Genomic DNA, 18,047 nt, shown 5'->3' on the forward strand with positions numbered 1-18,047 from the left:
TTTATATCTAGTAATCAGACCGTAGTTGCCTTGCTCCCTCCGAATGAATGCCCTCTAATAATTGTTGCGGGCTGAGCAATTGGGGGCGGTGTGAATAAAATTTACCAGTCGTTTGAGATTGGATTCAGGCGGCGATGGGCGCGCGGTCTTACGGCTGCGCTGAGCGTCCTCGGTACAGTCTGGCTCCTAACGGAGGTAGTCACCAGAGTATCAAAGGATACGAGTACCTGGCTCGACAGTAATGGTGCATTTTATTTAACTATTGCGGCATCGTATCCGTCGCGGGCTTCTTAGTAGCGGTTTATGAGCGCAGAGAAGTCAGTTTTACTATCCCTACCACAGGGACAACCTTAAGCCTTAAATTCGGAAATATATTTGATGAAGCGACAGACTGGATTGTCGCGGTTAATGAATACTTCGATAGCACTCTCGGCGACATCGTAGCATCGACCTCTCTGCACGGGCAGGTAATATCGCGAGTCTACGGCGGGAATGAGCAGAGTTTCCGGGCTGACGTAGACAAAGCGTTAGATGGCTATCAGGGCGTAACAGAGGCTAGAGCCAAAGGGCATCCGATCCGCTATCCACTGGGAACTGTCGCAGTCATCAAGAACGGCCCTCACAAGATTTATCTTATGGCGCTAACTAGGACCGACGCGGTGACGCACCGGGCAAATTCGACTGTACCTATCCTTTGGGATGCCTTAGGCGCCGCTCTTGCTGCGGTTGATCGAGCCGGTAACGGCGCTCCGCTCGCCATGCCCCTGATAGGCAATGGTCGTGCTAGCTTGAATATCGCGCCTCAGCATCTTCTCAGGCTTATCGCATTGAAGATCGTCGATGCATCAAGGTCGCACGATTTGCCACGGAAGATGACAGTCAACCTGTCCGATGATTGCTTTGAACATCTCGATATTGTCGAAATCAAGCGCGGCTGGAGCGTCGTCTAATGGGTTATCGGAACGGAACCTACATCGCCTTCCATGCTGAGGGTAAAGCCGATCCTACCGCTTCGGATATCAAGTACTATCGCATGTTGAAGGCTTGGCATCAGCACGATGATGTCGATTTTAAGTTTGTAAATAGCCATGATAAGGTTGCCGCTGTGCGAGACACAAGTTCTAGCCAAACTATCATGCGAAGCCTGCGTGCTAGGCTCGACAACTCCAAGAACATGGTTCTTATCGTCGGCCGCACCACCAAAAATGATACCGATTTTGTACCATACGAGATACAGTATGCTGCCGATACGTGCGGCATCCCAATCATAGTTGCCTATACCGGGTACGAGACAATTATGAACCCCGATGGTATGCGTTCAACTTGGCCCAAAGCTCTCGCTCTTCGGATTGATGCCGCCACTGTTCGCGCCGTCCATATACCCTTTAAGCGTCGCTTCATTGATACCGCGATCAAGCAATTTACTCTTTCGAGCCCTCCGGGTGACGGGCTAACCTATTATACTCGGCAAGCCCATATTAACATGGGTGCAACAATTTGAGAGCAAACGACATTTTGTGCCCCGGATAATCCTGTTCAACAAACCGTACGACGTCCTCAGCCAGTTCACTGACGTGAACAGTCCGACCCCGCGTGCGACGCTGTCGCAGTTCGTCGATGTGCCGGGCGTCTATCCGGCGGGGCGGCTCGACCGCGATAGCGAAGGGCTGTTGCTGCTGACCGACGACGGCCGCCTCCAGGCGCGGATCGCGGACCCGAAGTTCAAGCTGGCCAAGACCTATCTCGTGCAGGTCGAGGGCGATGCCGGCGAGGACGCGCTCGATCGGTTGCGGAGCGGCGTCCTGCTGAAGGACGGCGCTGCCCGCGCCGACGTCGAGCGGATCGCCGCGCCCGACCTCTGGCCGCGTGTGCCGCCGATCCGGGTCCGCGCGAGCATCCCCGATTGCTGGCTGAAAATCACGATCCGCGAAGGCCGCAACCGCCAAGTCCGCCGCATGACCGCCGCGATAGACCACCCCACGCTGCGGCTGGTCCGGTGGAGCATCGGCGACTGGACCGTGGCGGGTCTGGCGCCCGGCACGTGGCGCGACGTCTGACGGGCGCTTGAGGCGGGCTCACGGGTGCGTGGGGGGCGTACCTGTGGCGCGTACGCCCCACAGGTACGCCCATCAGGCGGGCAGCGTTCATTATTGCGGGCTGAGGGCCTCCTCACCCACGCCGTCATCCTGACGAAAGTCAGGACCCAGGATCACGAACGCCGCGCTACTTGGCTCTGGGTCCTGACTTTCGTCAGGATGACGGGACGGCGTTGGTTACGTCACGCCCGCCCAAGCCTCGTCATTCCCGCGGAGGCGGGAACCCAGACTGGCTGGCCTCGCACCATGATTACTGGCCCCCGAGGATATGGATCCCCGCCTGCGCGGGGATGACGATGCGTTGCGTGACGCGCGGGGTTTGCGTGATGGCGACGAAGGCGATGATGCCGATGGCAGCGCACGACGAAAACTCCCTCCCCTTCAGGGGAGGGTCGGGGTGGGGCATGCCACGCGAGCGCGCTCAATGTGGCAAGGCCTCGTGCGGTCCATACAGAGACCATCCCAATCCGCCAGCAAGACGTGTTTCCCCGCGAAGGCGGGGACCCAGACTGGGCTCCCGCCTTCGCGGGAGAACAAGGAAGCGGGCGCGCAAGAACAAGGAAGCGGCAATAGGCCTGCGAAGGAACGCGCGCGCCTGTCCGACCCGACAACCACCTCCGACGCCCAGGGCGGAGAGATCGCAGACACCACCGCCGTCGCCGCCGCCGGTCGACGTGCTAATCCGCTGTCCTACACGCGCCTCGGAGCGCACCCTCAGCGGATGCCCAACTCCGCCTATCCCGCATGCATCACCTCGGCCCAAAACGCCCCTATCGGCCCCCATATCGGGCCATGTGCAGAACGCTGTGAGACTGTGAACTTCGTGCACTTCCGCACTGCAGCATCCGCGCAAGACACTGATTTTACGCGCACAACGAAAAAGGGCGCGGGGACCATCGCCCCCGCGCCCCTCTTCAACGCAAACAGTCTCCGATTACTCGGCGGCTGCGGTGCCCTTGGCAGGGCGCATGTCGCGACGCTCGGCGATACGCGCTGCCTTGCCGGTGCGGCCACGCAGGTAATACAGCTTGGCGCGACGCACGGCGCCCTTGCGGACGACTTCGATCGAATCGACGTTCGGCGAGTAGAGCGGGAAGACGCGCTCGACGCCCTCGCCGAAGCTCATCTTACGCACGGTGAAGTTCGAGCCCATGCCCTTGTTCGAGCGCGCGATGCACACGCCCTCGTAGTTCTGAATACGCGTGCGCTCGCCTTCGACGACCTTCACGCCGACCTTCAGCGTGTCGCCGGGGCGGAAATCGGGGATCGTCTTGTTGGCCAGGAACTTCGCGATGTTCTCGGCTTCGATCGTCTGCAACAGGTTCATGTCTCGTCCTCGTGTCGCTGCGCGCCAGAGGGCGACTGGACCCGAACGCCCTCATGGCGCTCCCAAAGGTCCGGTCGCCGTGACCGTGTATCGATCTCCGCGCGGCGTTTGCGCCATGCAGCGATCTTCGCATGATCCCCCGATCGCAGCACCTGCGGGATCGCGCGCCCTTCCCATATCTGAGGTCGGGTATAGTGTGGATATTCGAGCAGCCCCGTTTCGAAGCTCTCGTCATCCCCACTAGAAGCCGCGCCCATTACGCCGGGGAGCAGCCGAATGCAAGCATCGAGCAGCACCAGCGCGCCCATCTCGCCCCCCGAAAGGATGTAGTCGCCGATCGAGACCTCCTCGATCTCCCGCGCCTCGAACAGCCGTTCGTCGAACCCCTCGAACCGGCCGCAGAGAATGGTGACGCCGGGGCCTTGCGCGAGTTCGCGAACCCGCTCCTGCGTGAGAGGCTTCCCCCGAGGAGTCATGGCCAGCACCGGCCGCCCATCGGCAACGCTATCGATCGCCGAGGCCACCACGTCGGCCCGGAGCACCATCCCAGCCCCGCCCCCCGCCGGCGTATCGTCCACCGACTTGTGCTTGTCCGTCGCAAAGTCCCGGATCTGCACCGGCGAACAGGACCACCGCCCCTCCCCAAGCGCCCGCCCAGCGAGCGACGTCCCCAGCGGCCCCGGAAACATCTCCGGATACAGCGTCAATATCGTGGCAGCGAAAGTCACAGCGTCCAGTTCTCTATACGTTTGCGCCAGCGTGCGGCGCCGAATGCGCCCAGCACCTATACGGATCGGCGCAGTGGAACAATTACGCTGGCGAAACGCTCGCGGCCAATGGACGATTGCATCATCATCGGCGCCGGCCCGGCGGGCCTGACCGCAGCCATCTATCTTGCGCGGTTCCACCTCTCGATCCGCCTGTTCGATTGCGGCAGCAGCCGCGCCGCGCTCATCCCCTGCACGCACAACCATGCCGGCTATCCCGAAGGCATCCGCGGCACGGACCTGCTCGCGCGGATGCTGGCGCAGGCGGAGAACTACGGCGCCGTGCGCGAGGGCGTGAGAGTCGATGCGATCGAGGTGGACGACGACGGCTTCACCGTACGGCTCGGCGATCGCCGCGCGCGAGCCCGGAGCGTGCTGCTCGCCACCGGGGTCGTGAACAACCGCCCCAACATGCCCGACGCCATCCACGACGAAGCGCTTGAGGCGGGGCTACTGCGCTACTGCCCGATCTGCGACGGCTACGAAGTCACCGACAAGTGCGTCGGCATCATCGGCACCGGCGACCACGGCATGCGCGAGGCGCTATTCCTGCGCGGTTACACAAAGGACGTGACGCTGATCGCGCCCGAGGGCGGCCACGATCTCGATCCGACATGCGAAGCGGCGCTAGACGATGCCGGGGTCGTCCGCGTCGGAGGCCCATGCGGCAACTACGCAATCGAGGCCGACAAGCTCGCACTCGACACAGTCGAGGGACGGTTGTCGTTCGACAGCATCTATCCGGCCCTCGGATCGGTAATCCGTTCGGAACTCGCCGTCGCAGCAGGCGCGCGCGCATCCGAGGACGGGTGCCTGGAAGTCGACTCCCACCAGCGAACCTCAATCCCCGGCCTGTTCGCAGCCGGCGACGTCGTGAAGGGGCTCGACCAGATCAGCCACGCAATGGGGGAAGCCGGCGTCGCCGCGACGACCATCCGCAACATGCTCGCCGAACAGCGACCACTTCGACGGTAATCGCTACTCAACTTGGGAGAACAAGGCTTACTCAGCCGCGAACGAAGCCTCGACAATGAGCCGGTCGGTATCCCATTCAGGAACGGCCTCGGGCCGCATCGGTATCATGAACCGCTTGCCGGGCTTGTCGTCCACCGGAAGGCGTTCGATCTCGATCACGTCGCCCGCACCGAAATTATCGATCGCAACGACCCTTCCTATCGCCTCGCCATCGGTCGAGACGACATCGAGCCCGATCACATCCGTGTGATAATATTCGCCATCTTCCAGCGGCGGCAGCGAAGACCGCGGTACCGTCAGTTCGGTTCCGCGCATCGCCTCGGCGGCGTTCCGATCGGCGACCTCGGCGAAGCGCGCGATCATGCCGTTGTTGCCGTTGCGGGCGGACTTCAGCGACAGCGCGCCGTTGTTGAAGCTCTTATAGCTGCCGAAATTCTCGGCGAAGACCTTCAGCCGCACCTCGCCACCGATGCCGTGCGCACCGATGACGACGGCGAGCGTCACGTCAGCCTTGCGCGGAGCCTTCGTCACGGCCGGGGGTGTCGTCGGAGCCTTCGGCGGGGTCGTCGGCGGAGACGCCTTGGTTGGTGGCATCTTCGATGTCCTCGGGTGCGGGGGCTGTGCGGGGGTCGGTTTCGGGGGCCATCATGCGCTCCTGTTCAGGGTTACCGACTGGAGAACGCATGAAGTCCGGTTCGGGTGCGGTTACGCACGCGTAGATGGAGGGGACACTCAGGCCCCGCTCCCTCACCGTCATCCTGGGCTCGACCCAGGATCCAGAGCAACGGAACGCTTTCGTCCGTGGCTCTGGATCCCAGCTTTCGCTGGGATGACGAGCAAAGAATGGATCGGCCCTATCGGAACCGATCCATCCGCTATCTTACGAAGCGGCTTCTTCGGTCTCGGCAGCGGCAGGAGCCTCTGCCTCGGCAGCAGGTGCTGCCTTCGCAGCTGCCTCAGCCTCGGCAGCTTCAGCCGCCTTGGTCGCACGCTCTTCGGCGCGCTCGGTGGCCTTTTCGCCGGGCTTGCCCTTGTTCGGGTTGTTGCGCGCCGAACGCTCGAGCACGCCAGCCTGGTCGAGGAAGCGCGCGACGCGGTCGGTCGGCTGCGCGCCGACGCTCAGCCAATGCTTCGCGCGATCGGCGTCGAGCTGCACGCGCTGCTCGTTGTCCTTGGCGAGGAGCGGGTTGTAGTTGCCGATCTTCTCGATGAAGCGGCCATCACGGGGCGAACGCGCATCGGCAACGACGATCTTGTAGTAAGGACGCTTCTTGGAGCCACCGCGCGCGAGGCGAATGTTGATTGCCATGATATTTTCCTTCGTTTTCTAATGGATTCTCCGGCGCGAGCCGAAGTGTCGTGGTTGGATAAGGAGGTTATTTCTTCTTCAGAAAATCGTCGAAACCGGCAGGCATCTGCGGCATCTTGGGGCCACCCAGCCCCGGCAGACCACCGCCGCCGCCCGGCAGGCCACCGGCGCCAGCCTTGTTGAGCATGTCGCCCATCTGCGGCCCGCCGATCGCATTGCCGATGCCGCCAAGACCGCCGCCCAGGCCGCCCTTGCCGAGCATCGCCATCATGCCCTTCATGCCGCCCATCTTCTTGATCTTCTTCATGGCGGTCGACATTTCGAGGTGCATCTTGAGCAGCTTGTTGACCTCTTGGACGGTCGTCCCGGAGCCCTTGGCGATGCGGATCTTGCGCTTGGCGTTGATCAGTTCGGGCTTGTTGCGCTCCTTGATCGTCATCGATCCGATCATGGCGTCCATGTGCACCAGCACCTTTTCGCCCCCGACCGACGCGACCGCGCCCTGCGCCTTCTTCATGCCGGGGATCATTCCCGCCAGCGCACCGAGTCCGCCCATCCGCTGCATCTGCGCCAGCTGAGCACGCAGGTCGTTCATGTCGAACTGACCCTTGGCCATCTTCGCGGCCATGCGCTCGGCGTCTTCGGCCTGGATCGACTCCGCGGCGCGTTCGACCAGGCTGACGACATCGCCCATGCCGAGGATGCGACCAGCGACGCGTTCCGGATGGAACGCCTCGAGCGCATCGAGCTTCTCGCCGGTGCCGGCGAACTTGATCGGCTTGCCGGTGACCGCGCGCATCGACAGCGCCGCGCCGCCGCGAGCATCGCCGTCCATACGGGTCAGTACGATACCCGTCAGCGGCACCTGGTCGCTGAAGTTCTGCGCGACGTTGACCGCGTCCTGACCGGTCAGCGAGTCGACGACGAGCAGGATCTCGGCCGGGTTCGCGACGTCGGCGACCGCCTTCATCTCGTCCATCAACGCCTGGTCGACATGCAGTCGACCCGCGGTATCGAGCATCAGGACGTCATAGCCCTGGAGCTTTGCCGCCTGCATCGCGCGACGGGCGATATCGACCGGCTGCTGACCCTGCACGATCGGCAGGGTCGCAACGTCGATCTGCGTGCCGAGCGTCGCCAGCTGCTCCTGCGCGTTCGGGCGATTGACGTCGAGCGACGCCATCAGCACCTTCTTGCGCTCGCGACCGGCCTGGCCGAAATTGGCCTGTCCCGCCGCCAGCCGCTTGGCGATCTTGGCGGTGGTGGTCGTCTTGCCCGAGCCCTGAAGACCGACCATCATGATGACGGCCGGCGGCGTGACGCCTAGTTCGAGCTCGACGGCATCCGAGCCGAGCGTCTCGACCAGCGCATCGCTGACGATCTTGACGACCTGCTGCCCCGGCGTGACCGAGCGCAGGACGTTCTGGCCGATCGCCTTCTCGGTCGCTTTCTCGACGAACTCGCGCGCGACGGGCAGCGCGACGTCGGCTTCGAGCAGCGCGACGCGCACCTCGCGCATCGCCGCGCGCACGTCCGCTTCGGTCAGCGCACCCCGGCCGCGAAGGCGGTCGAAGACGCCGCCAAGTCGATCGCTCAGGCTTTCGAACATCGAAATACTCCCATACACCGTTACCAAACGCAAAAGCGCCGGCGGGCGAAACCTCGCCGGCCAGCGTGCATCCTTGGATGCTCGTCCAATGCGCCCCGTAACGGAACGTGGCTGGTCCACTACTGGAAACCGGGTGGAAGTGCAAGACCGGTGCCGGCTTGCCCTGATTCCTCCTTCACCCCGGACTTGTTCCGGCATGACGAATGCCCGCAGTCAATCGCGCCCGTGGCTCGCCCCGTCCCGCCTATACGGCTTCTTAACATATCCTACACGTGTCGCATGCCACACCGCCACCCAAGCAAGAGACCGAACAGGCCAACCCCATGACCGTAAAGTCGGCGGCGACATTTTCGCTCCGCAACATCAGTCGGGAATTCATGACCGGCGCCGTCACGGGCGCCGCGCTCCTTCTGTTCGTCGGCACCGCCGGCACCGCTGTCGTCAAGGCGCTAGCACATTGGCACGGCAGCGATGCGGTGATCAATCACGGCTTGGTCGCTGCGCTGTTGTTGAATGCGGCGCTGATCCTGTTCGGCTGGTTCCGATACCGGGCCCTATCGGAAGAGCTGAACACCCTGTCCGACGCCGGCCGCCACGCCCACGCGCTGGCGCAGCGCGATCCGCTCACCGGCTTCCTCAATCGCCGCAGCTTGTCTGAAGACGGCGCGGCACTGTTCGCCAGTACCCGCCGCCGCGGCAAGGCTATGGCCATGCTGACGATCGACATCGATCACTTCAAGAGCGTCAACGATCTGCACGGCTATGCGGTAGGCGACCTGTTGCTCGCTCATGTCGCGGAAACGATCGCAGCGATCGCGCCCGGTACCAGCCTGCTCGCTCGGCTGGGCGCAGATGAGTTCGCCTGCGCATTCGTCTTCGACTCCGCGCACGAGAACGTCGCCGACCGGATCGCGGAGCGCATGGTCGCTGGCCTCGCCTTGCCGTTCCGCACCAACGGCGTCGATATCCATACCAGCGTCTCGATCGGCATCGCCCGGTCCGATCGCGACTGCGCGTCGGTCGACGCCTTGCTGCGCAACGCCGACATCGCGCTCCACGCGGCCAAGACTGCCGGGCGCAGTCGCCATGCGTGGTTCGACACCTCGATGGAGCGATCGCTGCAACTCCGTGGCGAGCTCGAAGCAGGTCTCCGCAGCGCGATCCCGGCGCAGGAGGTCGTTCCGTATTTCGAGCAGCAGGTCGACCTGACCACCGGCCTCATCACCGGTTTCGAGGTGCTGGCGCGCTGGGAACATCCGACGCGCGGCATGATCGCGCCCGACGTGTTCATCCCGATCGCAGAGGAAACCGGGCTGATTGGCGACCTGTCGCTATCGATCATGCGCCAGGCGTTTGCCGCCGCGCGGGATTGGGACGCCGGGCTCACCTTGTCGGTCAACGTTTCGCCGCTGCAGTTGCGCGATGCGTGGCTAGCACAGAAGATCATCAAGACGTTGGTCGAGACGGGCTTCCCCGCCAGCCGGCTCGAGATCGAGATCACCGAGAGCGCGCTGTTCGACAACCTGCCACTCGCGCAATCGATCGTCGGCAGCCTGAAAAACCAGGGCATCCGCCTCGCACTCGACGACTTCGGCACCGGCTATTCGAGCTTGGCGCATCTGAGGGCGTTGCCGTTCGACCGGATCAAGATCGACAGAAGTTTCGTCTCGTCGATCCTCGATAATCCGGAGAGCATGGCGATCGTGAACACGATCGTGCGGCTGGGGGACAGTCTCAACCTGCCGACGACCGCGGAAGGGATCGAGGACGCGGCGATCGAGGAGCGGTTGCGCGGCATGGGATGCGCCAAGGGCCAGGGGTATCTGTACGGGCGACCAATGGGTGCGGCGCAGGTCCGGCGCTTGCTGGCGGAGAAACGCTTGCTGGCCCAGCGCCCCGACCGGAGCGTGCCACCGCCGCGCGGCATTGCGCCACGTTTGGCGGGCTAAGGCCCATTCACAAAACACCACCCCGGCGAAGGCCGGGGCCCAGTTGGGAAGGTTGCAGTTACAACGCACCGTCCTTCCCAATGATCGTTTCCCAATTGGGCCCCGGCCTCCGCCGGGGTGGAATAGGTAAATGGTCGCTCCCCGATCTGTTCTCCTGCGAACGCAGGAGCCCAGGACCAAGCAGCGCTCCGTCCGGTACCCTAGGCTCCTGCGTTCGCAGGAGAACACGATGTCGGCCGCCCCCCCACGAGCAAACCGTGGACTTCCCCCCCCGCCCCTCCTAAATCGCGCCGCATGCCATCTGCCCCGCAGCCAGAGGTCATCAGCCTCGGCTGCCGCCTCAACATCGCCGAAAGCGAGACCATCCGCGCGCTCGTCGCGGGGCGGGACATGGTCGTCGTCAACAGCTGCGCCGTCACCAACGCCGCGGTGAAGGCTACGCGCGTCGCGATCCGCCGGGCCAAACGCGATCGGCCGGACGCGCAGATCGTCGTCACCGGCTGCGCTGCTCAGATCGACCCCGCGAGCTTTGCGGCCATGCCCGAAGTGGATCGCGTTATCGGCAATGCAGACAAGCTGACGTATTCAGCTTGGAAGGCTGATGACGCAGTGGTGGTCTCCGACATCATGCAGGTCCGCGAGACCGCACCCCACCTGGCCGCCAGCTTCTCCGCGCACGCCCGCGCCTTCGTCGAGGTCCAGAACGGCTGCGACCACCGCTGCACCTTCTGCGCGATCCCTTTCGGCCGCGGCCCCAGCCGCTCGGTCCCCGCGGGCGCGGTCGTCGACCGGATCGCCGGCCTCGTCGACGCAGGCCACCGCGAGATCGTCCTCACCGGCGTCGACCTCACCAGCTACGGTCCCGACCTCCCGGGCGCGCCCACGCTTGGTCACCTCGTCGAACGCATCCTGCATCACGTGCCCGCGCTCGAACGCCTGCGTCTCTCCTCGCTGGACGGCATCGAGATCGACGACCGCCTCTTCGCGCTGCTGACGACGGAGCAGCGAATAATGCCGCACGTCCACCTGTCATTGCAGGCCGGCGACGACATGATCCTCAAGCGCATGAAGCGCCGCCATTCACGCGCCGAAAGCGTCGCGCTGGTCGATCGCCTCAAAACCGCCCGCCTCGACATCGCGATCGGCGCGGACCTGATCGCCGGCTTCCCGACCGAGGACGCGGCGATGTTCGCCAACACGCGCGCGCTGATCGACGACTGCCACATCGTCCACCCGCACATCTTCCCCTATTCGCCCCGCGCCGGCACCCCCGCCGCGCGGATGCCGCAGATCGAACCCGAAGTCCGCCGCCAGCGCGCCGCCCTCCTGCGCGAGGCCGGCGAAACATCGCGAGCGAACTGGCTGCAAACGCTGGTGGGAACATCGCAGGACCTGCTCGTCGAACGCCCCGGCGACCGCGGCCATATCGGCAATTTCGCAGAAGTCCTGCTGGACGAGCCCGCCATACCCGGCGACATCGTCCGCATCACGATCACCGGCGCCACGTCCGACCGCCTCAGCGCAACACGAGAACCAACATGAGCACCACCCCCACCTGGCACGACAAGCTGATCGGCGGCTTCAAGCGCACCTCCGACCGCCTCGTCGGCAACCTCGCCGGTCTCGGCGGCGCGCGGCTCGACGATTCGACGCTCGACGACATCGAGGAGGCGCTGATCGCCTCCGATCTCGGCCCAGAGACCGCCGGCCGCATCCGTCGCCGCCTGTCCGAAGGCAGCTTCGAGCGCAACATGGAGGAGCTCGGCATCCGCGTGATCGTCGCGGAGGAAGTCGAGAAGGTGCTCGCCACGGTCGCCAAGCCGATCGAGATCGACGCCTTCCCGCGCCCTCAGGTCATTCTCGTCATCGGCGTGAACGGCTCGGGCAAGACCACCACCATCGCAAAGCTCGCGCATTTGTTGATGGAGCAGGATTACGGCGTGATGCTCGCCGCCGGCGACACCTTCCGCGCCGCCGCGATCGGCCAACTTCGCACCTGGGCCGAGCGGGTCGGCGTACCCATCGTGACCGGCCCCGAGGGCGGCGACGCGGCGGGCGTGGTGTGGGACGCAGTCAAGAAGGCGACCGAGACCGGCATCGACGTGCTGATCGTCGACACCGCCGGCCGACTGCAGAACAAGCGTGAGCTAATGGACGAGCTGGCCAAGATCCGCCGCGTGCTCGGGCGGATCAACCCGGAGAGTCCGCACGACATCGTCCTGGTACTCGACGCGACGACCGGCCAGAACGCGCTCCAGCAGATCGAGGTCTTCAAGGAAGTCGCCGGCGTCACTGGCCTCGTGATGACCAAGCTCGACGGTACCGCGCGCGGCGGCGTTCTCGTGGCGGCGGCAGAGAAATACGGCCTGCCGATCCATGCGATCGGGATCGGCGAGGGGATGACCGACCTCCGCCCCTTCGATGCGAACGAGGTGAGCCGGGTCATCGCGGGCGTGGAAAGCGTTCGGAAGTAACACTCGGAACTGTCCTTCGATACGCCATCTCGACAAGATCGACGGCTACTCGGGACGAACGGCATGAGCTGATAAACGCCCTCCCGAACCACTCCGTTCGTGCCGAGTAAGGATCGAGCTTGTCGAGAGCCTGTATCGAGGTACATGCCCGCACGCACCCGCCCCCAGGAAGCGAAAACCCAGTGACCCCAACCAAGCCCCCCCTATCCCCCGGCCTCCGCATGGCGGTCGACTACGGCCCGCTCGCAGTCTTCTTCGCGGTGAACTTCCTCACCCCCGGCCTGCCGATCGTCCGCGTCGTCGCCGCGACCACCGCGTTCATCATCGCCACGATCGCCGCGATGATCGTGTCGAAGGTCAAGACCGGCCACATCTCGCCGATGCTGTGGCTGTCGGGTGCGCTGATCGTCGTGTTCGGCGGGCTGACGATCTATTTCCACGACCAGCGCTTCATCCAGATGAAGCCGACGATCATCTACGCGATGTTCGCGGCGATCCTGACGTTCGGGCTCGTCACCGGGCGCCCGCTGCTCCAGTCGCTGCTCGCCACCGCTTACCCCGGTCTGTCCGCGGATGGCTGGCGCAAGCTGACGCGCAACTGGGCGGTGTTCTTCGTGTTCATGGCGGTGCTGAACGAGGCGGTGTGGCGCAACACGACCTGGGACTTCTGGGTCGGCTTCAAGCTCTGGGGTGCGATCCCGCTGACGTTGCTCTTCGCGTTCGCAAACATTCCGATGCTGCTGAAGCACGGATTGCAAACGGGCGACAAAGCCGTGACCGACCTGCCGCCCGAAGGGTGACCTACTCCCCTCCCGTTCACGGGAGGGGTCGGGGGAGGGCCTGACCAAACGAACCGGACGCCGGTACGTACGTCGCGCCCTCACCTAGCCCCTCCCGCAAGCGGGAGGGGAATTCAGGTCAGCCCGCAACCTTCGCGTAGCGCTCGCCGACGACGTCCCAGTTCACGATGTCCCACCAGGCCTTCAGATAGCCCGGACGATCGTTCTTGTACGTCAGGTAGTACGCGTGCTCCCAAACGTCGTTACCGAGCAACGGCGTGCCGGGTTCCTTGGCGTCGTCCATCAGCGGGTTGTCCTGGTTCGGCGTGCTCGTCACCTTCAGCTTGCCGCTCGCATCCGCGATCAGCCACGCCCAGCCCGAGCCGAACTGCCCCGCACCCTTGGTATTGAACTCTTCCTTCAGCTTGTCGAGGCTGCCGAAGTCGCGATCGATCGCCTCGGCGAGCTTGCCCGACGGTGCTTGGCCGTTCTTGGCCGCCATCGTCTTCCAGAAGAAGTCGTGGTTCCAGAAACCACCGCCATTGTTGCGGACCAGCGGCGGCTGCGACGAGATCATGCCGAGGATGTCCTCGATCGACTTGCCCGCCAGCGCAGAGTCCTTCTCGACGCCTTCGTTCAGCTTCGCGGTGTACGCCGCGTGATGCTTGTCGTGATGAAACTTCATCGTTTCCTGGTCGATCACCGGCTCGAGCGCGTCATAGGCGTATGGCAGCGGTGGGAGTTCGAAAGCCATGGGGGTTCTCCTTTATGGGGTCGGACGCTCAACGCCCGCGGGCTCCAAATGCTCCCCGTGAAGTCGTTACGCAAGCGTACCCGGCGTGTTCCGACGCAGGATCAGGCGGCGGTCCTGCCGTATTCCTGCCGTGTCACCGGGTGGCTCGACGAAAGACCGCCATCGACCGCGATGGCCTGGCCGTTGACGTAACTCGCGTCGTCGGAGGCGAGGAACAGTGCGACCTTGGCGAGCTCCTCGGGCTGCGCGCCACGGTGGAGCGGGTTGAGGCGACCGACGCGGTCCATCTTGTTCGCCTCACGTGCGTAATCGAACACGGGCTTCGTCATGCCGGTTTCGGTCAGGCCGGGGCAGATCGCGTTGACGCGGACGTTCGAGCCGGTGAGTTGTTGCGCGGATACCGCGGCGAGGTTGATGACGCCGGCCTTTGACGCAGAGTATGCGGGCGAGCCGGCGCCGGAGCGGATGCCGGCGACGCTGGCGGTGAGGACGATCGCGCCCTTCCCTCGCTCGGCGATGCGCGGCGCGGCATGCTTGATCGCGAGGAAGGGGCCAATCAGGTTGACGCGCAATACCTCGGTGATCAGCGCGACGTCGGTGTCGAACAGGTTCGCCATGCCGCCCGAGATCCCCGCGTTGGCGAACATCACGTCGAGCCCGCCGAAGCTGTCGCAGGCGAGCGCGATCGTGCGGATCACGTCGTCTTCGAGCCCGGCGTCGATGCGGATCGCCTTGGCTGTACCGCCGGCTTGCGTGATCAGGTGCGCGGTTTCGTCCGCGCCCTCGGTCTTGTCGGCGACGACGACCCTGCCCCCTTCGCTCGCGAACAGGAGCGCGGCGGCCCGGCCGATGCCCGAGCCTGCGCCGGTGACGATGATCGACTTGTTCTCGAAACGCATGCGAGTTTCTCCCTTAGATCGTGACGCCGCCGTCGATGACCATCGTCTGGCCGGTCATGAAATTGCTTGCCGACGACGCCAGGAAGACGACTGCCCCGGCGATCTCCTCGGGTTCGCCGATCCGGCGGAGGGGCACGCTGGTGCTTGCTGCCTCGATCCGCTGCGGGTCTTCCCACAAGGCGCGGGCGAAATCGGTCTTGATCAAGCCCGGCGCGATACAGTTCACGCGGACGTTGGACGGACCGAACTCGACGGCGAGGTTGCGCGCGAGCTGCATGTCGGCGGCCTTACTGATGCAGTAGGCGCCGATCACCGGTGAACCGCGCAGCCCGCCGATCGACGAGATGATGATTATGCTGCCGCTGCGCCGCTCCAGCATCTCGGGCGCGACCATCTGGATCAGCCAGTGGTTGGAAACGATGTTGTTGTCGAGAATCTTGCGGAACTGGTCGTCGGCGATGCCGGCTTGGGGGCCGTAATAGGGGTTCGAGGCGGCGTTGCAGACGAGGATGTCGATCCGGCCGAACTTGGCTCGCGTTTGGTCGACGAGGTGCTGGAGGCCGGCCTTGTCGGAGATGTTGGCGGCGATGGCGATCGCGGTGCCGTCGCCGTATGTGGCGTTGAGTTCTGCCGCGACGGTGTCGCAAGCGTCCTGCTTGCGACTGGAGATCACGATCTTCGCGCCGTGTTCCGCCAGTTCGCGTGCGGACGCCAAGCCGATGCCGCGAGACGATCCCGTGACGATGGCGACCATGCCGGTCAGGTCGAATGGCGACATTGTCTTCTGCTCCCCTTCCGCTTGCGGGAGGGGTCGGGGGAGGGCCCGATCTTTCCGCAACGTTTCATGCCGGGGAAGGTCAGCCCCTCCCCTAACCCCTCCCGCAAGCGGGAGGGGAATCAGGCCCCCGCCCTCACCGCGAACCCCCAGGCAGCATCCGCCAACCCGTGGATCTTCGCGACCGTCTTCTCCGCCTGAGCGCTAGAAGCAGTGCCGTCGATGATGCGCTTCTTGATGCCCTGGACGATGCCGGTCAGCCGGAAGAGGTTGTAGGCGAAATACCAGTTCAGATCAGGCACGCCGTCACGGCCAGTGGCGGCGCAATAGCGGTCTACAACCTGCTCGATCGTCGGAATGCCCGTCTCCGGCCCGGTCATCCCGAGTACGCCCGAGCGCCCCTCGGGTTCGGTCACCCAACTCATCAACAGATACGAGAAGTCCGCCAGCGGGTCGCCGAGCGTCGACAACTCCCAGTCGAGCACCGCGATAACCCTCGGCTCGGACGGCGCGAAGACCATGTTGTCGATGCGGTAGTCGCCGTGGACAATCGAGGTGCGCGTCTGCTCGGGCAGCGTACGCGGCAGCCATTCGATCAGGCGTTCGACCGAGTCCATATGCTCGGTCTCGGCAGCGCGATATTGCTTGGTCCAGCGGCCGACCTGGCGTTCGAAGTAATTGCCGGGCTTGCCGTATTCGCCGAGCCCGGCCGCCGCGTAATCGGTGTTGTGGAGCGCGGCGAGCGTGTCGACCATCGCTTCGTAATGCGCAGTGCGCTCGGGCGGGGTCGCGCCGGGCATCGCGCCGTCCCAGATCGTCCGCCCTTCGACCATCTCCATGACGTAGAAGGCCGAACCGATGACCGCCGCGTCCTCGCAGAGACCATAGGGCCGAGGCACCGGGAAGCCGGTGGGATGGAGACCCGCGATGACGCGGTATTCGCGGTCGACGGCGTGTGCGCTCGGCAGGATCGGGCCGAACGGTTTCCGGCGCAGCACGTAGGCGCGATCCGGCGTGTCGAGGCGGTAGGTCGGGTTCGACTGGCCGCCGGCGAACTTCGCGTAGGTCAGCGGGCCGGCATAGCCGGGCACGTTGGCGGTCATCCATGTGCCGAGCGTGTCGAGGTCGAGACGGTCCTTGTCGCCGACTTCGATCGTGCCGACCATGCTGGTCGATGCATCGCTCACGAGAAGGTGATCACGCTGCGTGTCGTGTCGCCGCGGCGGAGTTCGTCGAACGCGTCGTTGATGCGCTCCAGCGGCATCCGGTCGGCGATGATCGTGTCGAGATCGAGCAAACCGCGCATGTAGAAATCGACCAGCCGCGGGATGTCGACCGGGAAGCGGTTCGAGCCCATGAAGCCGCCCTGCAACCGCTTGCCCGACAGCAGGTCCATCGCCGATAGCCCGACCTTCTCGCCGAGCGGCATCATCCCGAGGATCGTCGCGGTGCCGCCACGACGCAGGACCTTGACTGCGGTCGCCGCCGATTGCGCACGCCCGACCGCCTCGATCGCGTGGTGCACGCCGCCCTTGGTGATCGCGACGACCTCGTCCGCCGCGGTGTCGGACAGCGCATCGATGCTGTGCGTCGCGCCGAGTTTTTCCGCCATCGCGCGCTTCTCGGGGACCGGATCGAGCGCGATGATCTTCCCAGCGCCGGCGATCTTGGCCGCGTTGACCGCCGCGAGGCCGATGCCGCCGCAGCCGACCACGCATACCGTCTCGCCCGGCGTCACGTCGGTGGTATTGAACACCGCCCCTGCCCCGGTGGTAATCGCGCAGCCGAGCAGCGCCGCACGGTCCATCGGCATGTCGCGGTCGATCGCGACGCACGCGTGTTCGTGGACCAGCATCATCTCGGCATAGGCGCTGAGGTTGAGCATCTGCGCGATCGGTCGGTCGCCGAGCATGAGGCGGGGGGCCGCACCCTTGGGACGGCGAACGCTGGCGTCGATACACAGCGACATCCGGCCGGTGACGCAGAATTCGCACTGACCGCAGAAGGCCGAGAGACAGGTCACGACATGGTCGCCGACCTTCACGCCGCGCACTTCGTCGCCGATCGCCTCGACCACACCGCAAGCCTCATGCCCCGGAATCGTCGGCATCGCGTGCGGATAGGCGCCGTCGACAAAATGCAGGTCGGACCGGCACACGCCAACCGCGACCGTGCGGATCAGGACTTCGTGCGCGGTCGGCTTCGAGATGGTTACATCCTCGATGCTGAGCAGGGTGTTGGCTTCGAAAAGGACTGCGGCTTTCATGGGTAGGGCGCTCCGAAACGAGACCGTCATCCTGACGAAAGTCAGGACCCAGAGCCAAGAGCGCTGCC

At 64.6% G+C, this 18,047-nt stretch carries 19 protein-coding genes; 8 read left to right on the plus strand and 11 right to left on the minus strand.

Features of this window, described 5'->3' with window-relative positions; translation table 11 throughout:
- The first annotated feature begins 329 nt into the window (after positions 1–329).
- From J4O76_RS06075 to J4O76_RS06085, 3 genes are read left to right on the plus strand one after another with little or no spacing between them, the layout of a single operon-like run.
- Positions 330–950 (plus strand): macro domain-containing protein, encoded by a 621-nt coding sequence (locus J4O76_RS06075; protein WP_426281106.1) that lies wholly within the window; start codon positions 330–332, stop codon positions 948–950.
- Entirely contained in the window at positions 950–1,501 is a 552-nt protein-coding gene (locus tag J4O76_RS06080) for a TIR domain-containing protein (RefSeq protein WP_426280842.1), read from the plus strand. The genes J4O76_RS06075 and J4O76_RS06080 overlap by 1 nt, the downstream gene beginning before the upstream one ends.
- A 16-nt stretch (positions 1,502–1,517) precedes the next feature.
- Positions 1,518–2,057 (plus strand): pseudouridine synthase, encoded by a 540-nt coding sequence (locus J4O76_RS06085; protein ID WP_426280843.1) that lies wholly within the window; start codon positions 1,518–1,520, stop codon positions 2,055–2,057.
- A gap of 973 nt (positions 2,058–3,030) precedes the next feature.
- Here the strand turns inward: J4O76_RS06085 and rplS are convergent.
- Entirely contained in the window at positions 3,031–3,423 is a 393-nt protein-coding gene (rplS, locus tag J4O76_RS06090; RefSeq protein ID WP_031395442.1) for a 50S ribosomal protein L19, read from the minus strand.
- The gene (trmD, locus tag J4O76_RS06095; RefSeq protein ID WP_426280847.1) at positions 3,420–4,151 is read right to left on the minus strand and encodes a tRNA (guanosine(37)-N1)-methyltransferase TrmD; all 732 of its coding nucleotides are present in this window, start codon (positions 4,149–4,151) and stop codon (positions 3,420–3,422) included. Before trmD ends, rplS begins: the two co-directional genes overlap by 4 nt.
- 108 nt (positions 4,152–4,259) lie before the next feature.
- Between trmD and J4O76_RS06100 the strand changes: the two genes are divergently transcribed.
- Positions 4,260–5,165 (plus strand): NAD(P)/FAD-dependent oxidoreductase, encoded by a 906-nt coding sequence (locus J4O76_RS06100; protein ID WP_426280848.1) that lies wholly within the window; start codon positions 4,260–4,262, stop codon positions 5,163–5,165.
- Between the two features lie 27 nt (positions 5,166–5,192).
- Here J4O76_RS06100 and rimM read toward each other — a convergent pair whose 3' ends face one another.
- From rimM to ffh, 4 genes are all read right to left on the minus strand, one after another.
- Positions 5,193–5,696, minus strand: coding sequence for a ribosome maturation factor RimM (gene rimM, locus J4O76_RS06105; RefSeq protein WP_426280849.1), 504 nt, complete (start codon positions 5,694–5,696; stop codon positions 5,193–5,195).
- On the minus strand, positions 5,671–5,850 hold the full coding sequence (locus tag J4O76_RS06110) for a hypothetical protein (protein ID WP_426280851.1): 180 nt from the start codon (positions 5,848–5,850) through the stop codon (positions 5,671–5,673). Before J4O76_RS06110 ends, rimM begins: the two co-directional genes overlap by 26 nt.
- A 195-nt stretch (positions 5,851–6,045) precedes the next feature.
- Positions 6,046–6,474, minus strand: coding sequence for a 30S ribosomal protein S16 (gene rpsP / locus J4O76_RS06115; RefSeq protein ID WP_056062272.1), 429 nt, complete (start codon positions 6,472–6,474; stop codon positions 6,046–6,048).
- A 67-nt stretch (positions 6,475–6,541) separates the two neighbouring features.
- Positions 6,542–8,083: a signal recognition particle protein gene (gene ffh / locus J4O76_RS06120; protein WP_426280853.1), complete on the minus strand. Its 1,542-nt coding sequence runs from the start codon at positions 8,081–8,083 to the stop codon at positions 6,542–6,544.
- A 323-nt stretch (positions 8,084–8,406) separates the two neighbouring features.
- Between ffh and J4O76_RS06125 the strand changes: the two genes are divergently transcribed.
- From J4O76_RS06125 to J4O76_RS06140, 4 genes are all read left to right on the plus strand, one after another.
- Positions 8,407–10,032, plus strand: coding sequence for a putative bifunctional diguanylate cyclase/phosphodiesterase (locus J4O76_RS06125; RefSeq protein WP_426280854.1), 1,626 nt, complete (start codon positions 8,407–8,409; stop codon positions 10,030–10,032).
- Positions 10,033–10,326: 294 nt separating this feature from the next.
- Positions 10,327–11,574: a tRNA (N(6)-L-threonylcarbamoyladenosine(37)-C(2))-methylthiotransferase MtaB gene (gene mtaB / locus J4O76_RS06130; RefSeq protein ID WP_426280857.1), complete on the plus strand. Its 1,248-nt coding sequence runs from the start codon at positions 10,327–10,329 to the stop codon at positions 11,572–11,574.
- On the plus strand, positions 11,571–12,506 hold the full coding sequence (ftsY, locus tag J4O76_RS06135; protein WP_426280859.1) for a signal recognition particle-docking protein FtsY: 936 nt from the start codon (positions 11,571–11,573) through the stop codon (positions 12,504–12,506). Before mtaB ends, ftsY begins: the two co-directional genes overlap by 4 nt.
- 182 nt (positions 12,507–12,688) lie before the next feature.
- The gene (locus J4O76_RS06140; protein WP_426280860.1) at positions 12,689–13,306 is read left to right on the plus strand and encodes a septation protein A; all 618 of its coding nucleotides are present in this window, start codon (positions 12,689–12,691) and stop codon (positions 13,304–13,306) included.
- Positions 13,307–13,424: 118 nt separating this feature from the next.
- Here the strand turns inward: J4O76_RS06140 and J4O76_RS06145 are convergent, their stop codons facing one another.
- The 5 genes from J4O76_RS06145 to J4O76_RS06165 form a co-directional block, all read right to left on the minus strand.
- Positions 13,425–14,039: a superoxide dismutase gene (locus tag J4O76_RS06145; RefSeq protein WP_107952266.1), complete on the minus strand. Its 615-nt coding sequence runs from the start codon at positions 14,037–14,039 to the stop codon at positions 13,425–13,427.
- Positions 14,040–14,140: 101 nt separating this feature from the next.
- The gene (locus tag J4O76_RS06150) at positions 14,141–14,938 is read right to left on the minus strand and encodes an SDR family NAD(P)-dependent oxidoreductase (protein ID WP_426280862.1); all 798 of its coding nucleotides are present in this window, start codon (positions 14,936–14,938) and stop codon (positions 14,141–14,143) included.
- A gap of 13 nt (positions 14,939–14,951) precedes the next feature.
- Complete coding sequence (locus J4O76_RS06155) at positions 14,952–15,716, minus strand: SDR family oxidoreductase (RefSeq protein ID WP_426280864.1); 765 nt, start codon at positions 15,714–15,716, stop codon at positions 14,952–14,954.
- Between the two features lie 119 nt (positions 15,717–15,835).
- Positions 15,836–16,879: a phosphotransferase family protein gene (locus J4O76_RS06160; RefSeq protein WP_426281107.1), complete on the minus strand. Its 1,044-nt coding sequence runs from the start codon at positions 16,877–16,879 to the stop codon at positions 15,836–15,838.
- Between the two features lie 17 nt (positions 16,880–16,896).
- Positions 16,897–17,979, minus strand: a complete 1,083-nt coding sequence (locus J4O76_RS06165) for a Zn-dependent alcohol dehydrogenase (protein ID WP_426280865.1) — start codon at positions 17,977–17,979, stop codon at positions 16,897–16,899.
- Positions 17,980–18,047 lie beyond the last annotated feature (68 nt).

Source organism: Sphingomonas sp. NFX23 (assembly GCF_049887795.1).
Classification (GTDB): Bacteria; Pseudomonadota; Alphaproteobacteria; order Sphingomonadales; family Sphingomonadaceae; genus Sphingomonas.